We start from the raw sequence: 17295 nt of genomic DNA on the forward strand, positions 1-17295 counted from the left end.
ATGGCAAACAACGTTATCGAAGAGTTGAGAGTCCAGGCACGGGAGGCAAAAGAGCCTTCGATCTCTCCGGTTCCAAGCATTCGGCTGGGAGGTGTTGATCCACTCGGATTGCGGCAGATCAATTTTGACCTGATGGACCAGGTGCTGCCGGGTCTTAATAACGTGGCCCGACACATTAGACCCTTTATGGTAGTCACGTGGGCCTGGCGTCGTGCTATCGCAATTGCGCAAGGTAGCGGACGAGCCTCCGTTGCAGTGGACGCTCAGCTGCGAGATTTTGTCGATCGGATTGAAGTTATCTACGTTTGGTCGCAGCTTCTCCGAGACCCAAACGCCGATCTGCCGGGTCGGGAGGTTATCGGACCAATCTTGAAGGCTCGCCAATACTCCTTTGGGGGCGAAGCTTGGAAGAAGCGACGCGAGATCAGAGAGAACTCGACCTCACTAATGGCCGCCATTAACTACGGGCCTGGCCTGAGATCGATGGGCTGGCTGACGCGCCACCCAGAAAATCCAAAGGTAATGGAGCCGGCCGCTTGGGCAAACTTGGCACTCGATGCTCTGGACAGGGCGCTGGGCGACGATCTCGATCATGACGCCTTCAGTTCCTTTGGGAAAGTGATGGTCAAGGAGGATGAGGTCTTGAGGTGGGGCAAGGCATGGGCCCTTGAGAAATACACCAAGTCAGAGCAAAGGATTTTTACAGAAGCGTTGTTTGGTTCGAGAAGCGAACAACTTCGCCGGCTCGGCGTGGAGCTGGCGATAGCGGCCTCACCCACATCTTCGAATGTCGCGGCAGTGCGACGGCGTATGGCAGGACTGCCGTCACGTCTTAGGGTGCCGGATACAAAGCTTGCCACCGTCGCGAACTGGCGCAGGGTGCAGTGCCGGCAACTTTTTCGGCTTTGCTTGGAAACAGTTTTCTTTTGGGTCACATTGCAGCTCAGAGACGGGCCTATGTCTAGCCAACGGCTGGTATCGAGATTTATGAATCAAACAACTGGCGCCAGAAAGTTTGCAACAACGGCAAAATGGGTTGGACATCACTATGACGAAAGTCCGGGTCCAGTTGGGCTTCTGCAACAGGTAGAGAGCGCGCTGCAAGGTGATGTAGGTCAGTATGCGCCCGCGGTTATGCAGGGGTTGGCATTTTGCCTGATGGGCGGTTTTCAGGACGGTGCGGTCATTGAGAGGCACGACCGCCTACCGTTGAAACGTGCACGATCGGAGTTCGAGCAGCGACTTGATACAAAGCCATTCGAGTTCATGAGACATGTGCTCGAGAGCTGGGTGTTCGCGCAGCATACGTATTGGTCGATCGGCCGTGGGCTTGCAGATGCCCGAGCGCGCGGCAAGACAATCCTGCGCCTCAAAGTTGTCCTCGAAGACGGTGGGTGGACATTGACGCCTGGGGTTGCCTCCGGCTCGTTTCCGCAACCGACGGCCGATCGATTGAGGACGGCGCTCAGCCTCGCACATGAGTGCGGGTTCATTGATCAGGTAGAGATTTAAGCCCCACCAAAGTCGGTTCGAGAAGCTTTGATGGGTCACTTAGGTCCCTGGCTGCTGCACGCTCAGCTAGTTTTCGCGATGGTTTTGCGATTTAGAACGCGCACATTCGGTAGTAATTCGGACACACGGCAATTGGTACGCAAAGTAGGCCTTCAAGCGGCGCCTGTTGGTAGCGGAGATTGCAGTATCCTTTCGCGAGCCGTTGACGTACTCGGCAACCGCGCCGTTTCTTAAATAAGCTTCGCTATGGTGGCCATCGCAGGCCCAACCAAGGAGTTTCTTGATGTCTAAAGTGCGGTCGACCGGATCAGCAGAGCGCAGGCGATCCGCTGCGCCTTTGCCGGCGCTTACAATCGAGCAGGTCATGGAAGTAGTCCGCGATACCGCCAAACAGTTCGAAGAGCATGCAATGTAGCGGCACCGTATACCTCGAGGAGCTGGTGGGTTACAGGCCTAGCTCGGTTGCTCGCGGATCAGGGTCTGGATGTTGTCACAGACGTTAATAACGAGACGTTTCGTCATCCCCTTGGGAATTTCTATCTTGCGGTACGGTCGGACTTTGTGATGGGGGTCGACATATTGGCTTGTGAGAAGTGGAGTTGTCGTGATTTGGGTCACGAAGAATACGGCCAGGACGAAGAATTCCTGCCGGCCTTTCATGTTGTTAAAATCGTTTGTAACCAAATGAGTGGTTGGGGGGAGTTTTTTGATGTTGCCAACGTCGTTAGTGGCCCTCTTACTGTTACAGTAATTGGGATTAATGTTTTTGCTGGAGGTGAGGGATATTACCAAGCCGCGAAGAGATTCGAAAGCGAGATGACAGATCTAGATCTACCACATGCACTCTCGACAAAAATTATGAGTCCTGGACTCTTAGCGTCTGTTACGACTGTTGAGCCTTTGGAGCCGTTTCAGCTTCTTATCTCTAGTCAGCGGTTTCAGCGATCACCCTTGCGAAACCCTGACAGCGTATCCGCTATCAAAGAATGATAGTGCAGGCCAACCAGGGCGATAGCTCGGCAATGGCCGAGTTATTTCTCAATCGTACATGCCCGACGCTCGGCAAAACCTTTCGCTTACACGAGTAGCAGCCTCGGCCGCCGGCGGAGTTCTTCCATAACAAGGCATACGCGAAAACCGCGAATTTGGTGAGACGGTGCCGGACCGCCGAACTCGCCGTCGATCGTTGAGGACACTCCGCGGTGAGCTGCGTCATCCAACCACAACAGCGATTGTGAGAAACTTCACAATACAACCTCGGCCTGAGGCTTAGGTTAGAGTGCATCGAGTAGTGCTACGGATGTGCTAGGCCCCATTTTGTCACCACTTTGCATGTCCCGCAGCGATAAGCGATCGAGGCATCTTCGGGTTTCGACTCCCTCGGAGTTTCAGAAGCGGGAGAAGCACATGGTGGGACGTCTTCCAGAACGTCGGATTGATCTAAAAGCGCGGCTCGAGCGTGGCGGGCCGCGCAAACTTCTTGCCATCGACGGGGGCGGAATCCGAGGCGTCCTCTCGTTGAAAATTCTAGAGGAAATCGAGCGGTCGCTGATCAAGGCAAGCAACCGCGCCGACTATCGTCTGGCAGACTATTTCGACTATGTCGCCGGAACCAGCACCGGCGGAATCATTGCCGCCGGCATCTCCATCGGAATGCCGGTGAAGAAGATCCTCGATTTCTATCTGAATAACGGAGCCGCGATGTTCGACAAGGCGAGCATCATCCGCCGCCTGCAGTACCAGTACAAGCGCGAGCCGCTCGCACTGAAGCTGAAGGAAGTCTTTGGTGAGGACACGACCCTCGGTGCTCCAGAGCTTGAAACGCTTCTGCTTCTTGTCATGCGCAACGCTACGACCGACTCGCCGTGGGCGATTTCTAACAACCCCTTTGCGAAATATAACGACACGAGGCACGAAGCGTGCAATTTGCGCTTCCCACTTTGGCAATTGGTGCGCGCTAGCACCGCAGCTCCAACCTATTTCCCTCCTGAGGTGATCGACTGCTGCGGAAAGCCCTTCGTATTCGTCGATGGCGGGATCACGATGTATAACAACCCGGCCTTTCAGATGTTTCTGATGGCAACGGTCGACCGCTATTGGGTTCATGCACCGGTCAAGAGTCGGGGCTGGAAAACGGGTGTCGACGACATGCTCATCGTATCGATCGGCACAGGCACCAGCGCCGGAGAGAATTACAGCCTGCGTCCTGACGAGATGAACCTGATCTTTAACGCGACCGCCATTCCATCGGCACTGATGTATGCCGCTTTGAATGAACAGGATGCTCTCTGCCGGATCTTTGGCGATTGTGTCGCGGGCCCATTGCTCGACCGCGAGCTGGACAACTTGATCCCGTCGAGCGGCCCGCTGGACAAGAAGCTGTTTCGTTATGTTCGATACAACGCGGAACTTACCCAAGAGGGCCTCGCGGCGCTTGGTTGCGGGAACATCGAGCCCACCCGAGTGCAGAAGTTGGATTCGATCGAAGCGCTGGACGACTTGCAAAGAATTGGCGGAGCCGTCGCGGAGCAAAGGCTCAACCTGGAGAATTTCAATCTTAACGTCTTCAGACCTTAGGGGCCTCTCTGCCCAGGCTCTACCGCAAGCTCGGATATTCCGGTGGCGAAGAGCGCGCGCAGACGGCGCTGAGGTTGGTGGCTGCGGCCTTTTGGGGCGGTCCTCGTCCGGCTTCGGTTTGGGTCGCCTTTGCGGCCATAGGGCATGATCGTGAATCACGCAGGCTCCGGGGAATCCTTCAAGACCAAAGCTTTCGTGTATCTAACCAGAAAACGCGCATCGTCCTGCGCGACGCCTCCTCCAAGAAGTCTTGCGTTCCACCAGGAGCATCGCCGCCTTCACCATTCCAGAGACAGATAAGGGCAACCTTTTCGTGACCATAGCGAGCAGCCGATTCCAGCATCCAAAGATTGTTGCGATGAAAGGGATTTGTCTCGGGCTGAAGCGGCCCGAGTTCATTGGGCATGACATGGAGCGTCGCCTTCGATTTCGCGGCAAAATAGCGGTCGCGCCAATTGGCGTCAGCGAAGTCAACGGAATTTGCTAGGAAAGCCTCCTCGTCGAAGGGGATGTAGAGTTCAAGCCGCATGCGTCGTGCGATGCAAGCTTCGGCGAACAAGAGATCGCCGCCGCACGCGGCGCCACAAATCGCAAGGTCGCCTTCCTCCGCATGAATTTCGGCGACCGTCTTTTCGATCGCAGCAGCAGCCACGGCCTCCCTTTCTCGCGGAAACCTTGGCGTCTTTCGATCGGGCGCATCTATCATGTGGCCGCTGAAGAGCACGACCTTGTTCGGGGACTGATCGGTTTGAGCTGAAGACATTTTTGGCACCTGACCCTACGCAACGTGGCAAGCGTAGCCGAAGAACCCTGCGGGAGACCGATTGCGTGATTGGCCACCGAACCAGCACGATCGCGGTTCGCGTTTAGTTTGCACCGCAATATGCGCTATCTGTGAAGTAAGTTACACGCTGCATGCTTCTGCGCTGCTAATGTATTCGTGGAAGTGCACGGGACTTATAGGAGGGTGACATGCCTCGCCTCCGTTACGCCGTTGCTTTGCCATTCTTCCTTGCGGGAATCGTCGACTTAACCGGGGCGCAGGCGGCGAGCCTTCGGGTCGGCGATGCCGTGCAGATAGTGCACGATGTCACGGGTCGACAGTCCACCGAACAAGCGTGGGACTCAAAAGCCGAAGGCGACGACGTCTACGAAAATGAATTTATCCGCACTGCGGTCGAGAGTCAGGCACGCATTCTACTTGTCGACCGGACGGCTCTCTCAGTTGGGCCAATCACCATGATCCGGATTGATCGTATGGTCCACAATCCCGATCAATCCATCAAGGGTATCATCGTGAGCGCTGGCGAAGGCGCCGTGCGCTGGACCAGTGGGGACTCGAACTCCTATTTGATCAAGACGCCGACCGCCGACGTGACGCCGCTAGGCACTGTGTTCGACTTGTTCGTCGACTGGCAGAGGACCTTTGTAATATTGCGACAGGGGCGTGCCAACGTCTGCACCAACGGCCTGCAACCGACGTGCAGGATGCTCGTCAACGCCGGCGATGTGATGCTGGTGAGCGCGAATGGGCTGCAAGGACCTGCGCGCGGGGGACCCGAACCGGCAGACTTTGCCGACCGATGCCTGAGTGCGAGCGCTCGGAACTGCACCATAAATCTGACCTACAGTCCGCCTGAGCCTCCGCAGCGAGAGCCGCCGGCCTCCAAGACAAGGCGGACCGACATCCAACCGAGCCGACCGCGGGTGATCGAAGAAAAGCCGCAACGATCGCGGGTGGTTGAAGAAAGGCCGCAACGATCGCGGGTGGTTGAAGAAAGGCCGAGACGATCGCAGGTGGTGGTCGAAGACCAATCCAGGCAACCAGGCGTGGATCCGGGAGTTGTGGCCGCGGCAGCGATCTCTACAATTTTACCGCTTGCCCTCGGCTCAATCGGCCCACAACGTCCACAGCGTCCGTCCAACTACGTGTACGGGAATCCAAGCCGTTGGCGTGGGTCCTACGGTAGTATGGGGCCCGGGCCCGGTATGAGGGGCGCGCCTAGGCCTATTTCGTCAACGCCTTCGCAAGTCATCCCGTCCACGCCTAGGCCTATCCAGCCCTCGCCTACGTTCCACTCCCACTGTCCAGACTCAGTCTGCTGACCGCGGGTGGTCGAAGAGAAGCTGCAACGAACGCGAACTGCGCATGCGTGAAGATGTCGCCGGGGAATACATGACCGTGAGCGGCTATGGAGTCTGGTATGAAGGGGGCGCCTAAGCCTATCTCCCTGATGAAACAAGGCTCGCTCTGGCTCTACTTGGCAGCGTGGTAGGGCCATCTTTTCTCCGCGATGCACCACGCCGGCGGTTCCAGTTCGAGGAAAGCCAGCCGTCGCTGGTCCACCGTGAGGCAACGCGGCACCAAGCTCTTTGCATGATTGACCAGCGCTTGCGTCGTCGGAAACACGGGCCAGATGCGTGCGGTGCCGTCTTCTGACGCGGTGACAAGTCGTTCACCGTCGGCACTAAATGCGGCGTCCCACATCGGGGCCGCTTCCTCCAACACAGCGAGGGATTTGCGGGTGTCGGGGTCCCAGATGCGCACGGTGCTATCGGCGGACGCCGTTGCAATCCTTCTGCCGTCCGGGCTGTAGGAGACGCCGAAAAGCGAGCCCTGATGACCCTCAAGCATCGCTAGAAGCCTACCGGTCTTCACATCCCACAGCCGAGGGGTGTTATCGCCACCGACGGTCACTGCCTCCTTGCCGTCCGGGCTGATGGCAATCTTGTGCGTTCCAGCCTCATGATCCTGGCCCATCTGCTTGCTCTGCGCGATCTCCTCGCCCTTCTCGGTCTCCCACGTACGAAACGTGTGGTCGGCACCCAACGTGACGACATGTTTGCCGTCGGCAGTAAATGCCGCGGCGTGAATTTTTCCTTGGTGACCGACCAGACGCCCCACGATGTTGCCTGTTTTCGCGTTCCACAGACGTGCAATGTCGGCCGCCGTCGCAACCAGCGAACCATCGGGGCTGAACGCCACGCTGCGGACCGGTCCATTGTGTTCCGGGAGGATCGCGAGTTCGCTGCCCGTTTGGGTGTCGGAAATGCGGGCCGTGCCGTCGTGAGATCCAGTGACCACGCGTTGACCGTCCGGACTAAACATGGCGCTTAACACCCACGCCGCGTGTTTGCGGAGAACGGCTTGCGACACGCCTGTTTGAGCATCCCAGATGATAGCAGACCCGTCAGCGGCGCCCGTGAAGACCAAGTGTCCATCGTGGCTGAAGGCGACAGCCCGGAGTCCTTCACCGCGTCCCTCGAGGACCAAGCTCAATGTGTCGGCATGCGGCTCGACATTCCACAACCGCGCTGTGTTGTCCTCCGACGCGGTCAGAACCCGCGCGCCATCGGGGCTGAATACAGCAGTCCGCACTGGTCTCGAATGTCCTCCGAGAACCCCCTTCAATTTGCCTGTTCGCGCGTCCCAAATCCGAGCGGTACCATCGTTGGACGCAGTCACGACCTTGCTGCCATCACCGCTGAACGTGGCGAAGCGCACGGGTTCGGTGTGCCCCACAAGAGGCAAGCTCACTTTCGTTCCAACGTTCCAGATGCGAGCTGTCCCATCATCGGATCCCGTCACCACGTGGCGGCCGTCGCAACTTATTGCGACGCTCCCCACCTCTGCGTCATGCCCTGAAAAAACATCGATCGGCTCGCTCCTGTCGAGAGCCCATAAACGCACGCTCTTATCTACGGAGGCTGTCACCATCAGGTGGCGCTGGACGCCTGTGTCTGACTCATCCATCGCGAAGGTCGCCGCGCGGATTGGACCGGTATGCCCCTCGTACACACGAATGGATTTTCCAGTCGCTGCATCCCATAGACGCGCTGTCCAATCGTCCGAGATGGTCAGGATGTTTTTGCCGTCGGGCGTAAAGATGGCGTCGCGTACCGGTCCGGTATGCTGGTCAAGATTGTAAATCTGCTTGCCGCTGTTTGCCTCCCACACGCGCGCGGTGTTGTCGACGGAGGCCGTCGCCACGTACCGGCCGTCGGGACTGAACGCTGCCCTCAACACATTCTTGCTATGCCCCTGAAGGACTGCGACCTCCCCGCCTGTTTCGACGTCCCACACACGCGCGGTTGTGTCGGGGGAGGTCGTGACCACGTATCGGCTATCCGGGCTAAATTCGACAAATCGCACCGGGCCCCGGTGCCCGCGCAGCTCGAACAGCGGCGTGCCAGTCTGCGCCTCCCATACACGTCCCGTGCCGTCATCCGACACAGTTACCAGCCGCTTGCCGTCTGGCGTGAAGCTCGCGCTCCGCAGCGGACCTGCATGGTCTTTCAATACGACCATCTCCCGAAGCGCGTGATAGGCCTTGAAAAGCACCTCTTCCGCTTCTGGCACGAAGGGTCGCCGCTTATTGCTCTGTGTGTCTGGTAGCGCTTCGAGCGCGAGAAGTATTGCTGTTGCTGCATCGCCGTCGGCGATCGCTTGATTCGCGCGATCGGCGAGGAAACGGGATTGCATGACCTGTAGCTCGCCGATTTTGGCCCGCAGTTCATCGTTGGCCTTAAGGAGCGCCTGGCGGGCCTGACCACTTTGTGTCAGGGCACCATTTGCGATGAACGCCGCCGATGCGGCTCCGATCGCAAAGACAACCAACGCAGCGACAGCTGCGTAATTTACGAACGTTGCCCTTCTGTGGGCACGGTTGCTCGCGGCGACGAAATCACGCTCGGCGCCGGACAGCCAATCGGGCCGGCGTGCGACCAGCGCTGCAAATTCCGCAAGTTCGGCGCCAGCAGCGAGATGCTCTGCCTTGCGCGATACGGTCGTGGCCCACCGACGCGTTTTGTCCATCAGCCCGTCCAGCACGCGCATGTCCGCGGCAGCCTGCTGCAACGTATTCTGCAGCCACGGCCATTGCGTGATCAATGCCTCGTGGGCGATCTCGATCGTAGTCTCGCCGGCGAGTAGGAGACGTCCGCAGTCCTCACTCGCCAGCTTCCCGGCGAGTGCGCGGAGCCGCGGGTCGAAATCGCCCTGATCGGCGAGCCGCCGCAGCGCGCCGCCAGTCTCGCCGAGACGCACCAACCGGGCGAACACGGCCGCGAGGAGCCCTCGCTCGCCCGCGTCAAGTCGGTTCGTCCGGACGTTCTCGGCCTGATGAGCCAGCGCGCCGACAACGCCGCCAACCCGAGAATATGCGATGAGGAGATCGGTGCCATCTGCCTTGTGCTTCTGCCACATGGCGTAGAGTGCCATCTGCACCAGCGCGAGATCGCCGGGGCGATCGCTGACGTCCCGCCGGATCGAGGCGATTACCGCGTCCTGTTCGCGAATGTCCGTATGGCCGGACAGAGCGAGCGGCTTGCGGACTGCTTCGGCAATTCCCGCGTCGGTGATCCGCCGAAGGCGCAGCACGGCGTCCTGATTGTCGCGCATCAAATACTCAAACAGATTTGCCAGCGGCCGGCACAGGTTGAAATGATCAGCCCGCAGCGTGAGCACGATCCTGAACCCGCCGCCGGCGCCGAGCCCCAAAATAAGATCTACGAATGGTGCGCGCGCAGCTTCTTCGGTCTCGGTCAGCAGCTCTTCGAATTGATCGACGACCAGCAACGTTTCCGTCTTGCCGACCGGCAAATCGCAGCGGATTGCATAGGCGGCCTCGCTTGGGTCGGCGAGATCGACGCGCTTGCGCAGCCCGGCGCATTCATCTGCCGAGCGGCCGAGCCGCTCCGCCGCTTCCGTCACAGCCCGCTTCAAACCCTTGACCGGATCGCGACCAGGACGCATGACCACGACGTGCCACAGCCGGTCATCCGGCTCCCGGCCTGCCATATCGGAGAGCTTGCCGCCGCGGAAGGCCGGGATGAGACCGGCTTGGACGAGAGAGGATTTGCCAGCACCGCTGTCCGCGACGACGGCAATCAGCCTGTGCGGCTTGAGCTTATCGACAAGGCAGGCAATTTCCTCATTTCGGCCGAAGAACCGATCCGCATCCGCCTCCGTCATCGACTTTAGTCCGACGAACGGGTTTTCGAGAGCCACGACTTTTTCGCCGGGCGGGCGCCCGAGTACGGCGCGCAGCAGCTTGGCAAACTCCTCAGCGTTGTTGAGCGGGTCGCGGACCCCATGGTACTGCTGCGCAAACGGCGGCAAAGCGGCGGCTCCCGCGCATTCTCGGGAAAGAATTGGGATGAACGGATAGTCCGTAGCGCCGGTCGCGCGCGACAATGCCAGCCGAACCTCGGAATCGACCCAGTTCACGACGCCTTTGGCGCCGATATGGACTGCGAAGGCCGTTGTTCTCTTGCTGATCGCATTTTCGATCTGGGCCTGCCAACCAATGCCGGCGCCAAGGTCGTCCTTATCCAGCCACACAGATAGCCTGGCCGCACGCGCGTCGGGACTATCGAGCAGGCGGCGTTTCAGTTCACGCGCAGCATCAGTGTCAGCTCCTGAATGGCTTAGGAACAGACAGGGAGGGGCGATCTGTGCTACCATAACCCGGCCTCGTCACCAGATATTGGGCCTTTTTAAGGGGCATAGGCAAGGCCATTGCAGCTTCAGCTGGGCTTCGGGCGCGGGCAATGGCATTGCGTGCAGACCGCTGGACCCGCACGGGCGACGTCAGGGAGCTTTCAATCAAAATCGCGAAGTGCGCCGGATTTCAGTCCCTCGACACCCGCGACCGTCCCCCGGACCTGAAAGTCAATTTATCCCCCCTACACCGAGAGGACCTCAGCCGCATACCAGAGAAGGATACTCTCGCCCTAGCGAGAGGATCTGAGCTGCAGCAGTCGAGCAAGTTTTTTTATAGATTCTCTCCCTCCGCCATTGACCCCATCACGCCACCTTCCACCTCCCATCCCCCGCCCGCTTCAGCACGGGGTCGTTCACCCGCACATGCTCGGCGAGAAAATCGATGAACGCGCGCACGCGCGCGGGCAGGGGCGCGGTGTGGCCGACATAGACGGCGTGGATGTCTTCGCGGTCGCCGGGATTGTAGCTTTGCAGCACCGGGACGAGACGGCCCGATTCGATGTCGGGGCCGATGTGGAAGAGGGCGAGGCGGGCGAGGCCGACGCCGCCGAGGGCGAGGCGGCGGGCGATTTCGCCGTCGCTGGCGCGCGCGACGGGCGGCGGCAGGGCTTCCTCGGTGCGGTCGCCGCGCCGGAATGGCCAGCAGTGGCCACATTCGTGCCCGGCCATGTCGGCAACGGCGACAAGCCGGTCTCGCTCTCCGAGGAGATCGCGGTGCTCGGCCGTCCGCAGGTGCTGCTCGGCCTCGCCATGACCGTGTTCGGCTTTGCCGGCCTGTTCGTCGTCTTCACCTATATCCAGCCGATCCTGACGCGCTTCACCGGTTTCTCGGAAGCCGCGGTGTCGCCGATCCTGCTGGTTTTCGGTGCAGGTCTCGCGATCGGCAATGTCGCCGGCGGCAAGCTCGCCGATCGCGGCCTTGCGCGTGCCCTGATCGGCACGCTCGCCGCGCTCGCCATCGTGCTGCTTGGCCTTGCTGCCGTGCTGTCGGTCAAGATCGCAGCCATCGCGCTGATCCTACTGCTCGGCATCGCGGCCTTTGCGACCGTCGCACCGCTTCAGCTTCGCGTGCTGGAAGCCGCCGGCCCCAGCGGCCGCACGCTCGCCTCCAGCCTCAACATCGCCGCCTTCAATCTCGGCAACGCGCTCGGCGCCTGGGCGGGCGGCGTCACCATCGACCGCGGGCTCGGTCTCTCCGCGCTGCCGCTGGTCGCGGCCGGCATCACCGCCGTCGGTCTCGTGCTCGCGCTATGGAGCCTCCAGCTCGACCGCAGGCAGACCGTCGTCGCCGCGTGCCCGGCGGAATAGGAGAATGATCATGGAATATCGCAATCTCGGCTCCTCCGGCCTCAGGGTCCCCGTCCTCAGCTTCGGCACCGGCACGTTTGGCGGCCAAGGCCCGCTGTTCTCGGCCTGGGGCCGCAGCGGCGCTGACGAAGCGCGCAGGCTGGTCGACATCTGCCTCGATGCCGGCGTCAATCTGTTCGACAGCGCCGATGTCTATTCAAACGGCGCATCCGAGGAAATCCTCGGCGCCGCAATCAAGGGACGGCGCGACAAGGTGCTGATCTCCACCAAGATGAGCCTGCCGATGGGCGATGGTCCGCTCGACGCCGGCTCTTCACGGTATCGTCTGGTCGCCTCGGTCGAAGCTGCGCTGCGGCGGCTCGGCACCGATTACCTCGATCTGCTCCAGCTCCATGCCTTCGATGCGTTCACGCCGATCGAGGAGGTGCTGTCGACCCTCGATACGCTCGTACGCGCCGGCAAGCTGCGCTATGTCGGTGTCTCCAATTTCGCCGGCTGGCAGCTGATGAAGTCGCTCTCAATCGCCGACCGGCACGGCTGGCCGCGCCATGTCGCGCATCAGGTTTATTATTCGCTGCTCGGCCGCGACTATGAATGGGAACTGATGCCGCTCGCACGCGATCAGGGCGTCGGCGCGCTGGTCTGGAGCCCGCTCGGCTGGGGCCGGCTCACCGGCAAGATCCGGCGCGGAAAGCCGCTCCCTGCGAGCAGCCGTCTGCACGCCACCGCGCAGTTCGGCCCGCCCGTAAACGATGAGCGGTTCTATGCCATCGTCGACGTGCTTGATACGATCGCCGCGGAGACCGGCCGCACCGTGCCCCAAATCGCGATTGCCTGGCTGCTGTCGCGCCCCACGGTCTCCTCCGTGATCGTCGGCGCCCGCGACGAGGCGCAGCTGCGCGACAATCTCGGCGCGGTTGGCTGGTCGCTGAGCCCGGACCAGATCACGCGTCTCGACGAGGTCAGCGCCGTGATACCGCCTTATCCCTACTACCCCTATCGCATCCAGGAAGGCTTTGCGCGCCTCAATCCGCCGCTGGTGTGACGGACAACTAATAGAAAGCGGCGATCGCGTCGCCGATGCCCTGGGGAAGGTTGGGTTCGCTCTTCAGCGTGTCCAGGAAAACGGGATCGCCTGATACCGTGAGGCCATCCAGCTTGATCGGATGCAGCGGCTCGGCTGCCGCTGCGACTGCCGCCAAATCCGGACCGGTCCTGACGCCGTTAAATTCCAGCCGCGGGCGCAGTTGGACATTGTTGCCGAACTGCTCGTCCAGCGCGAGGCGCCACCCGGTGCGTGACACCGCTCCGCGGGCGATCGCGTCACTCATGGCGAGGCTGTGCGGCTGCAGCGTGCCGAGATTGCCGAGCGCGGCGCGGAGGCGGCTCGTCGCCTCCGCCAGCGTGATCTTCTCGATCCCGGGATCCTGGTCGGGCGAGGTGAAGTCGATCACCCGCGCGCTGCTGCCGATCTTGAGCGCCTCGCCGATTCCACCCGCCTTTTGCATGACTGTCTTCGTCCCGTAACGGGCTCGTCCGCCGATGGTGACCAGAACGATGTCCTGCTCGCGCGATTTGATCAGATGAGCGTAGGGATCGCCGGTGACTCCCTTCACGACCAGAAGGTCGGCGAACTTGCCGCTGGCGATCGTTCCCAGTTTCGCATCCCACTTCAGGATCGCGGCCGGATTGCGCGTCGCCATCGAGACGATGTCGTAGTCGCTGAAGCCGAGATTGAAATGCGCGGACACGACCTTGGCCGCCTTCAACTCGCCGAGCAGGTTCTTGCTGCCGGACGGCGACCAGTCCGAGCCGAGCGCAATGGTGAGGCCGGCCGTGCGCGCCGCAACGACATCGGTCGTCTTTCCGTAGAGCAGCAGATTGCTCAGAGGCGACCAGACGACCTTGGCGCGGTTTTCGGCCATCGTTCCGAAGTCGGTCGCATCGAGTGCCGTGCAATGAATGCCGGCCAGCGACGGCTCGATCGCCCAATCTCCCTCGGAATTGCGCAAGGCGAGGAAGTGGCTATGAGCCTTGGTGTCGATGCCTTCGCTGAGATGCAGCAGGAAGCACGATGACGATTTCAGCTCGTTGTCGAACTTCGCCCAGTCCTCGGCATCTATGTCGGGAATCTTCGAGTGTGCTCGCGGCAGATCGGGAGGGCTGCCGATCTCGGCGGCGCGCATCGCGCCCTTGTAATATTTGTGGATGGTGCCGCTCCAGTTCGACAGCGTGATCCCCTGGCTCGTCGTGGTGCCGGCGACCATGCACTTGGCTTCGACATAGCGGACCAGGGCCGGCAGCAGCGAGCCGTCGTCGGCCAGCACAATCGCGCTCATGGGGCCGGTTACGGACGTCTTGTAGGACTTGGCGTTCTGCCATTGGTCGCGATTGCCGTAGGGCTGCGGCACGCGCCAGAGCGGCAGGATGTTGTAGCTCAGGTGATTATGCAGCTCGATCAGGCCGGGATAGATGGTGCCCCCGGTCGCCACTGCAACGACAGCCTCGAAGCCTGCCGGGGCCGGCTGTCCCTTGGGTACGATCGCGGCGATGCGATCGTCCTCGATGAAGATCGTCCCGCTCTTGATGACGTCGCCCTCGGCGGTCATCGTCACGATCCGCCCGCTCAGCGCCCATCGCTTCGGGTTGATAGCCGGGTTCACGGGATCACTCCGTCGGGGATGGTGATCGTGATCGTGCGCCGCTTGGCGGCCGCGTCGGCGCCCTGGCGCACGGCCCATGGCGTGTCTCCGCGCATCCAGGCCGGCAGTCCCGCCGGGAGATCCTTCGCGATGATGTCGAAGAGCTCGGTCGGTTTGAAGGCGTCGCCATAGGGCACGAGCGTCGTCGGCACGTCGGGATGCTGGACCTCGGGTGCGAGAGCCGCGAGCGCGGCATTCCACTTGGTCAGCATGATCTTGGTGTTCGCGGCCCGCGTCGCGTTATCATGGGCCGAGCTTTCCGGCCAGGTCGGGTGCGTGATGTGCTGATACGCGAGGGTCTTGTAGGCCGCGCCATCGGACGTCTTGAGCCAGGCCTTCCACGCCTCGTCAGCGAGGCCGCCGAGCGAGACAACGGCCTCGATATTGCCGGGCGCGAGCACGGCCTTGAACCATTTGTTGCGATAGTCGACGATGCCCGGCTCGTTCTTGTGCTTGTTGCCGCCGCTCTGCCCGTAGACGCTGTACAGGAAGGTGTTCACCATCACGTAGCTCCGCGTGATGCCGAGCTTGGCGAGAAAGCCCTGAGTGCGGCGCCCCGCGGTGCCGACCAGGATCCGGCGCACGATCGTCTCGTGCTGGGCGGGATCCTGACCGACCACGAGCACACGCGCCGATCCGTCGAGCCGGCCGCGATGAAAGATCGGCCCCCATTCAATCCGGAAATCGTTGGGATCGTAGGTTTCAGCGGCCGGATAGTCGGCGCACAGATCGCGAAAGGGCTGCTGGTCGTATCCGCTGTCGAATTCCACGAGCATGGCAAATGCTCCGATGTGTCGCGGTCAGAATAGCTACGTCAAAAACCTGATCGCCATGGCACAATATGGCACAATCTTGGCGGTCGTTTGTTCCACCATTCAACCAGTATATGGGTCAGGAGAGCGGGGCCAAAGGTTCATGCACGTCTCTCGCGCCGGCCCGTGGCAGAGCGTCGCGGCGACGCGCCATGCAGAAACGCACCTGTACACGCTCGCGTGATCTCCTTAACTTCCGCCGCGCAATTTTTGGAGATGCGGCGTGGCGAAGAAGACGGCGACCAAGAAGAAAAGTGTTGCAAGGAAAGTAACGAAGACCTCGGTCAAGACGAGCACCGCCCGCAAGGTGGCCGTTGCGAAGGCGGCCAAGAAGACGGTCAAGAAGCCGGCGCCGCGCAAGTCGGCCACGGCACGCCGTCCGAAAGGGCCGGTCTGGCAATGGTCCGCGGTCGACACCGCGGCCGCGATCCGCAACGGCGCAATCTCAGCAGTCGAGACCGTCGAAGCGCATCTCGACCGGATGCGCGCCGTCAATCCGCGGCTGAACGCGGTCGTCGTCGATCTCAGCGAGGAAGCGCTGAAGGCTGCGCATGCGGCCGACAAGCAGCGCGGCAGGGGCGGCGTGCTCGGCCTGCTGCACGGCGTGCCCATCACCATCAAAGAGAATGTCGACTACGAAGGCCGGCCGAATTTCAACGGCGTGCCCGCCAACAAGGATTTTGTCGCGCCGTCGGACTCGCCCGTGGTGCGCAATCTCAAGAAAGCCGGCGCGATCGTCATCGGCCTCACCAACACGCCGGAATTCTCCTTCCGCGGCTTCACCGACAATCCACTGCACGGGCTGACGCTCAATCCCTGGGATCCCAACATCACCTGCGGCGGTTCCTCGGGCGGCGCGGGCTCGGCGGTGGCCGCCGGCATCGGCACCATCGCCCATGGCAACGACATCGGCGGCTCGCTGCGCTGGCCGGCGCATTGCAACGGCGTCGCCACCATCAAGCCGACGCAGGGCCGCATCCCCGCCTTCAATGGAAGCGCAACCGCGGAGCGGCCGATGCTGGCGCATCTGATGTCGGCGCAGGGCCCGCTCGCCCGTCACGTCGGCGACATCAGGCTCGCGCTCGATGTGATGAGCCAGCGCGATCCGCGCGATCCCTGGTGGGTGCCGGCGCCGCTGGCCGGGCCGAAGCCGAAGGGACCGATCAAGGTCGCACTGGCCAGGATCCCGGGGGATATGGACGTCGATCCGTCCGTCCGCGCGGCGCTGCGTCAGGCCGCCGATCACCTCGAGCGTTCCGGCTATCGCGTCAGCGAGGTCGATGTCCCCGACATCGACGGCGTCTGGCAGACCTGGTGCGACATCATCACCAACGAGACCATGGTGATGCAGGAAGCCGGCATGCTGAAGGTGACGTCCGAGGACTTCCACAAGGCCTGGGGCGGCATGAAGACCAAGGCCAATGTGCTCGATATCAAGGCCTGGATGCAGGCGACGGCCGCACGCAACGGCCATATCCGCGCCTGGCAATTGTTCTTCGAGGAATATCCGGTCGTGCTGGCGCCGACCACGGTGAAACCGACGCCGGGACCGCGCGACGACACCGTCAGTGCCGATCGCGTGAAGGAAATCTTCTGGGGCGAGATCCGCTTCATCTCCGCCATCAACGTGCTGGGCCTGCCCGGCGCGGTGGTGCCGGTGACCCTGCATGACGGCAAGCCGATCGGCGTGCAGCTGATCGCCGGCCGCTATCGCGAGGACCTCGCGCTCGATGCCGCGGCCGCGATCGAGAAGCGTGCCGGTGTGCTCGCCCGCCGGCTCTGGGAGACGATGGAATAGGGTGATGGTCCCACCCTCTCCCACGACGAGGGGAGAGGGTGGCATAGGCGCCTTCGGCCGCCGTCCCTTAGAACGCCGATG

Annotated in this window: 11 protein-coding genes and 2 pseudogenes; 7 read left to right on the forward strand and 6 right to left on the reverse strand. The window is 61.5% G+C overall.

Going from position 1 to position 17295, the window contains the following annotated elements:
- Nucleotides 1–1512: a septum formation inhibitor-activating ATPase gene (locus OWC48_RS12015; protein WP_282520180.1), complete on the forward strand. Its 1512-nt coding sequence runs from the start codon at nt 1–3 to the stop codon at nt 1510–1512.
- A gap of 66 nt (nt 1513–1578) precedes the next feature.
- Here the strand turns inward: OWC48_RS12015 and OWC48_RS12020 are convergent, their stop codons facing one another.
- On the reverse strand, nt 1579–1878 hold the full coding sequence (locus OWC48_RS12020; RefSeq protein WP_282520181.1) for a hypothetical protein: 300 nt from the start codon (nt 1876–1878) through the stop codon (nt 1579–1581).
- 198 nt (nt 1879–2076) lie between these two features.
- Between OWC48_RS12020 and OWC48_RS12025 the strand changes: the two genes are divergently transcribed.
- Together OWC48_RS12025 and OWC48_RS12030 are read left to right on the forward strand one after the other, a co-directional pair.
- Nucleotides 2077–2502, forward strand: coding sequence for a hypothetical protein (locus tag OWC48_RS12025; RefSeq protein WP_282520182.1), 426 nt, complete (start codon nt 2077–2079; stop codon nt 2500–2502).
- A gap of 417 nt (nt 2503–2919) precedes the next feature.
- Entirely contained in the window at nt 2920–4089 is a 1170-nt protein-coding gene (locus OWC48_RS12030) for a patatin-like phospholipase family protein (protein ID WP_282520183.1), read from the forward strand.
- 178 nt (nt 4090–4267) lie between these two features.
- Here OWC48_RS12030 and OWC48_RS12035 read toward each other — a convergent pair whose 3' ends face one another.
- Nucleotides 4268–4852, reverse strand: a complete 585-nt coding sequence (locus OWC48_RS12035; protein ID WP_282520184.1) for a hypothetical protein — start codon at nt 4850–4852, stop codon at nt 4268–4270.
- Nucleotides 4853–5061: 209 nt separating this feature from the next.
- Between OWC48_RS12035 and OWC48_RS47125 the strand changes: the two genes are divergently transcribed.
- Nucleotides 5062–6195 carry a FecR domain-containing protein gene (locus tag OWC48_RS47125; RefSeq protein WP_368860657.1) on the forward strand — a complete coding sequence of 378 codons (1134 nt, stop codon included), beginning with the start codon at nt 5062–5064 and terminating at the stop codon, nt 6193–6195.
- A 151-nt stretch (nt 6196–6346) separates the two neighbouring features.
- On the opposite strand, the gene OWC48_RS12040 is transcribed toward OWC48_RS47125, so the two are convergent.
- Nucleotides 6347–10555, reverse strand: a complete 4209-nt coding sequence (locus tag OWC48_RS12040) for a TIR domain-containing protein (RefSeq protein WP_282520185.1) — start codon at nt 10553–10555, stop codon at nt 6347–6349.
- Nucleotides 10556–10897: 342 nt separating this feature from the next.
- Nucleotides 10898–11236 (reverse strand): annotated as a pseudogene (locus tag OWC48_RS12045) (LysR substrate-binding domain-containing protein); the annotation flags it as partial.
- 3 nt (nt 11237–11239) lie between these two features.
- Here OWC48_RS12045 and OWC48_RS12050 point away from each other — a divergent pair.
- Nucleotides 11240–11902 (forward strand): annotated as a pseudogene (locus OWC48_RS12050) (MFS transporter); the annotation flags it as partial.
- A 10-nt stretch (nt 11903–11912) separates the two neighbouring features.
- Nucleotides 11913–12947 (forward strand): aldo/keto reductase, encoded by a 1035-nt coding sequence (locus OWC48_RS12055; protein ID WP_282520186.1) that lies wholly within the window; start codon nt 11913–11915, stop codon nt 12945–12947.
- A 7-nt stretch (nt 12948–12954) separates the two neighbouring features.
- On the opposite strand, the gene OWC48_RS12060 is transcribed toward OWC48_RS12055, so the two are convergent.
- Both OWC48_RS12060 and OWC48_RS12065 read right to left on the reverse strand, forming a co-directional pair.
- On the reverse strand, nt 12955–14565 hold the full coding sequence (locus tag OWC48_RS12060; RefSeq protein ID WP_282520187.1) for an amidohydrolase family protein: 1611 nt from the start codon (nt 14563–14565) through the stop codon (nt 12955–12957).
- A complete protein-coding gene (locus tag OWC48_RS12065; RefSeq protein ID WP_282520188.1) occupies nt 14562–15380 on the reverse strand; it encodes a uracil-DNA glycosylase in 819 nt (272 codons plus the stop codon). The genes OWC48_RS12060 and OWC48_RS12065 overlap by 4 nt, the downstream gene beginning before the upstream one ends.
- A 259-nt stretch (nt 15381–15639) precedes the next feature.
- On the opposite strand from OWC48_RS12065, the gene OWC48_RS12070 reads away from it, so the two are divergent.
- Nucleotides 15640–17214: an amidase family protein gene (locus OWC48_RS12070; RefSeq protein ID WP_282520189.1), complete on the forward strand. Its 1575-nt coding sequence runs from the start codon at nt 15640–15642 to the stop codon at nt 17212–17214.
- The last annotated feature ends 81 nt before the right edge of the window (nt 17215–17295 follow it).

It is taken from the genome of Bradyrhizobium sp. Arg816 (genome assembly GCF_029989365.1).
Lineage (GTDB): Bacteria > Pseudomonadota > Alphaproteobacteria > Rhizobiales > Xanthobacteraceae > Bradyrhizobium.

Bases quoted from the DNA above. Each gene is read 5' to 3' on its own strand.
- OWC48_RS12020 (WP_282520181.1), bottom strand. From the start codon at position 1,878: ATGACCTGCTCGATTGTAAGCGCCGGCAAAGGCGCAGCGGATCGCCTG.
- OWC48_RS12040 (WP_282520185.1), bottom strand. From the start codon at position 10,555: ATGGTAGCACAGATCGCCCCTCCCTGTCTGTTCCTAAGCCATTCAGGA.
- OWC48_RS12065 (WP_282520188.1), bottom strand. From the start codon at position 15,380: ATGCTCGTGGAATTCGACAGCGGATACGACCAGCAGCCCTTTCGCGAT.
- OWC48_RS12025 (WP_282520182.1), top strand. From the start codon at position 2,077: ATGGGGGTCGACATATTGGCTTGTGAGAAGTGGAGTTGTCGTGATTTG.
- OWC48_RS12055 (WP_282520186.1), top strand. From the start codon at position 11,913: ATGGAATATCGCAATCTCGGCTCCTCCGGCCTCAGGGTCCCCGTCCTC.
- OWC48_RS12035 (WP_282520184.1), bottom strand. From the start codon at position 4,852: ATGTCTTCAGCTCAAACCGATCAGTCCCCGAACAAGGTCGTGCTCTTC.
- OWC48_RS12030 (WP_282520183.1), top strand. From the start codon at position 2,920: ATGGTGGGACGTCTTCCAGAACGTCGGATTGATCTAAAAGCGCGGCTC.
- OWC48_RS12015 (WP_282520180.1), top strand. From the start codon at position 1: ATGGCAAACAACGTTATCGAAGAGTTGAGAGTCCAGGCACGGGAGGCA.
- OWC48_RS47125 (WP_368860657.1), top strand. From the start codon at position 5,062: ATGCCTCGCCTCCGTTACGCCGTTGCTTTGCCATTCTTCCTTGCGGGA.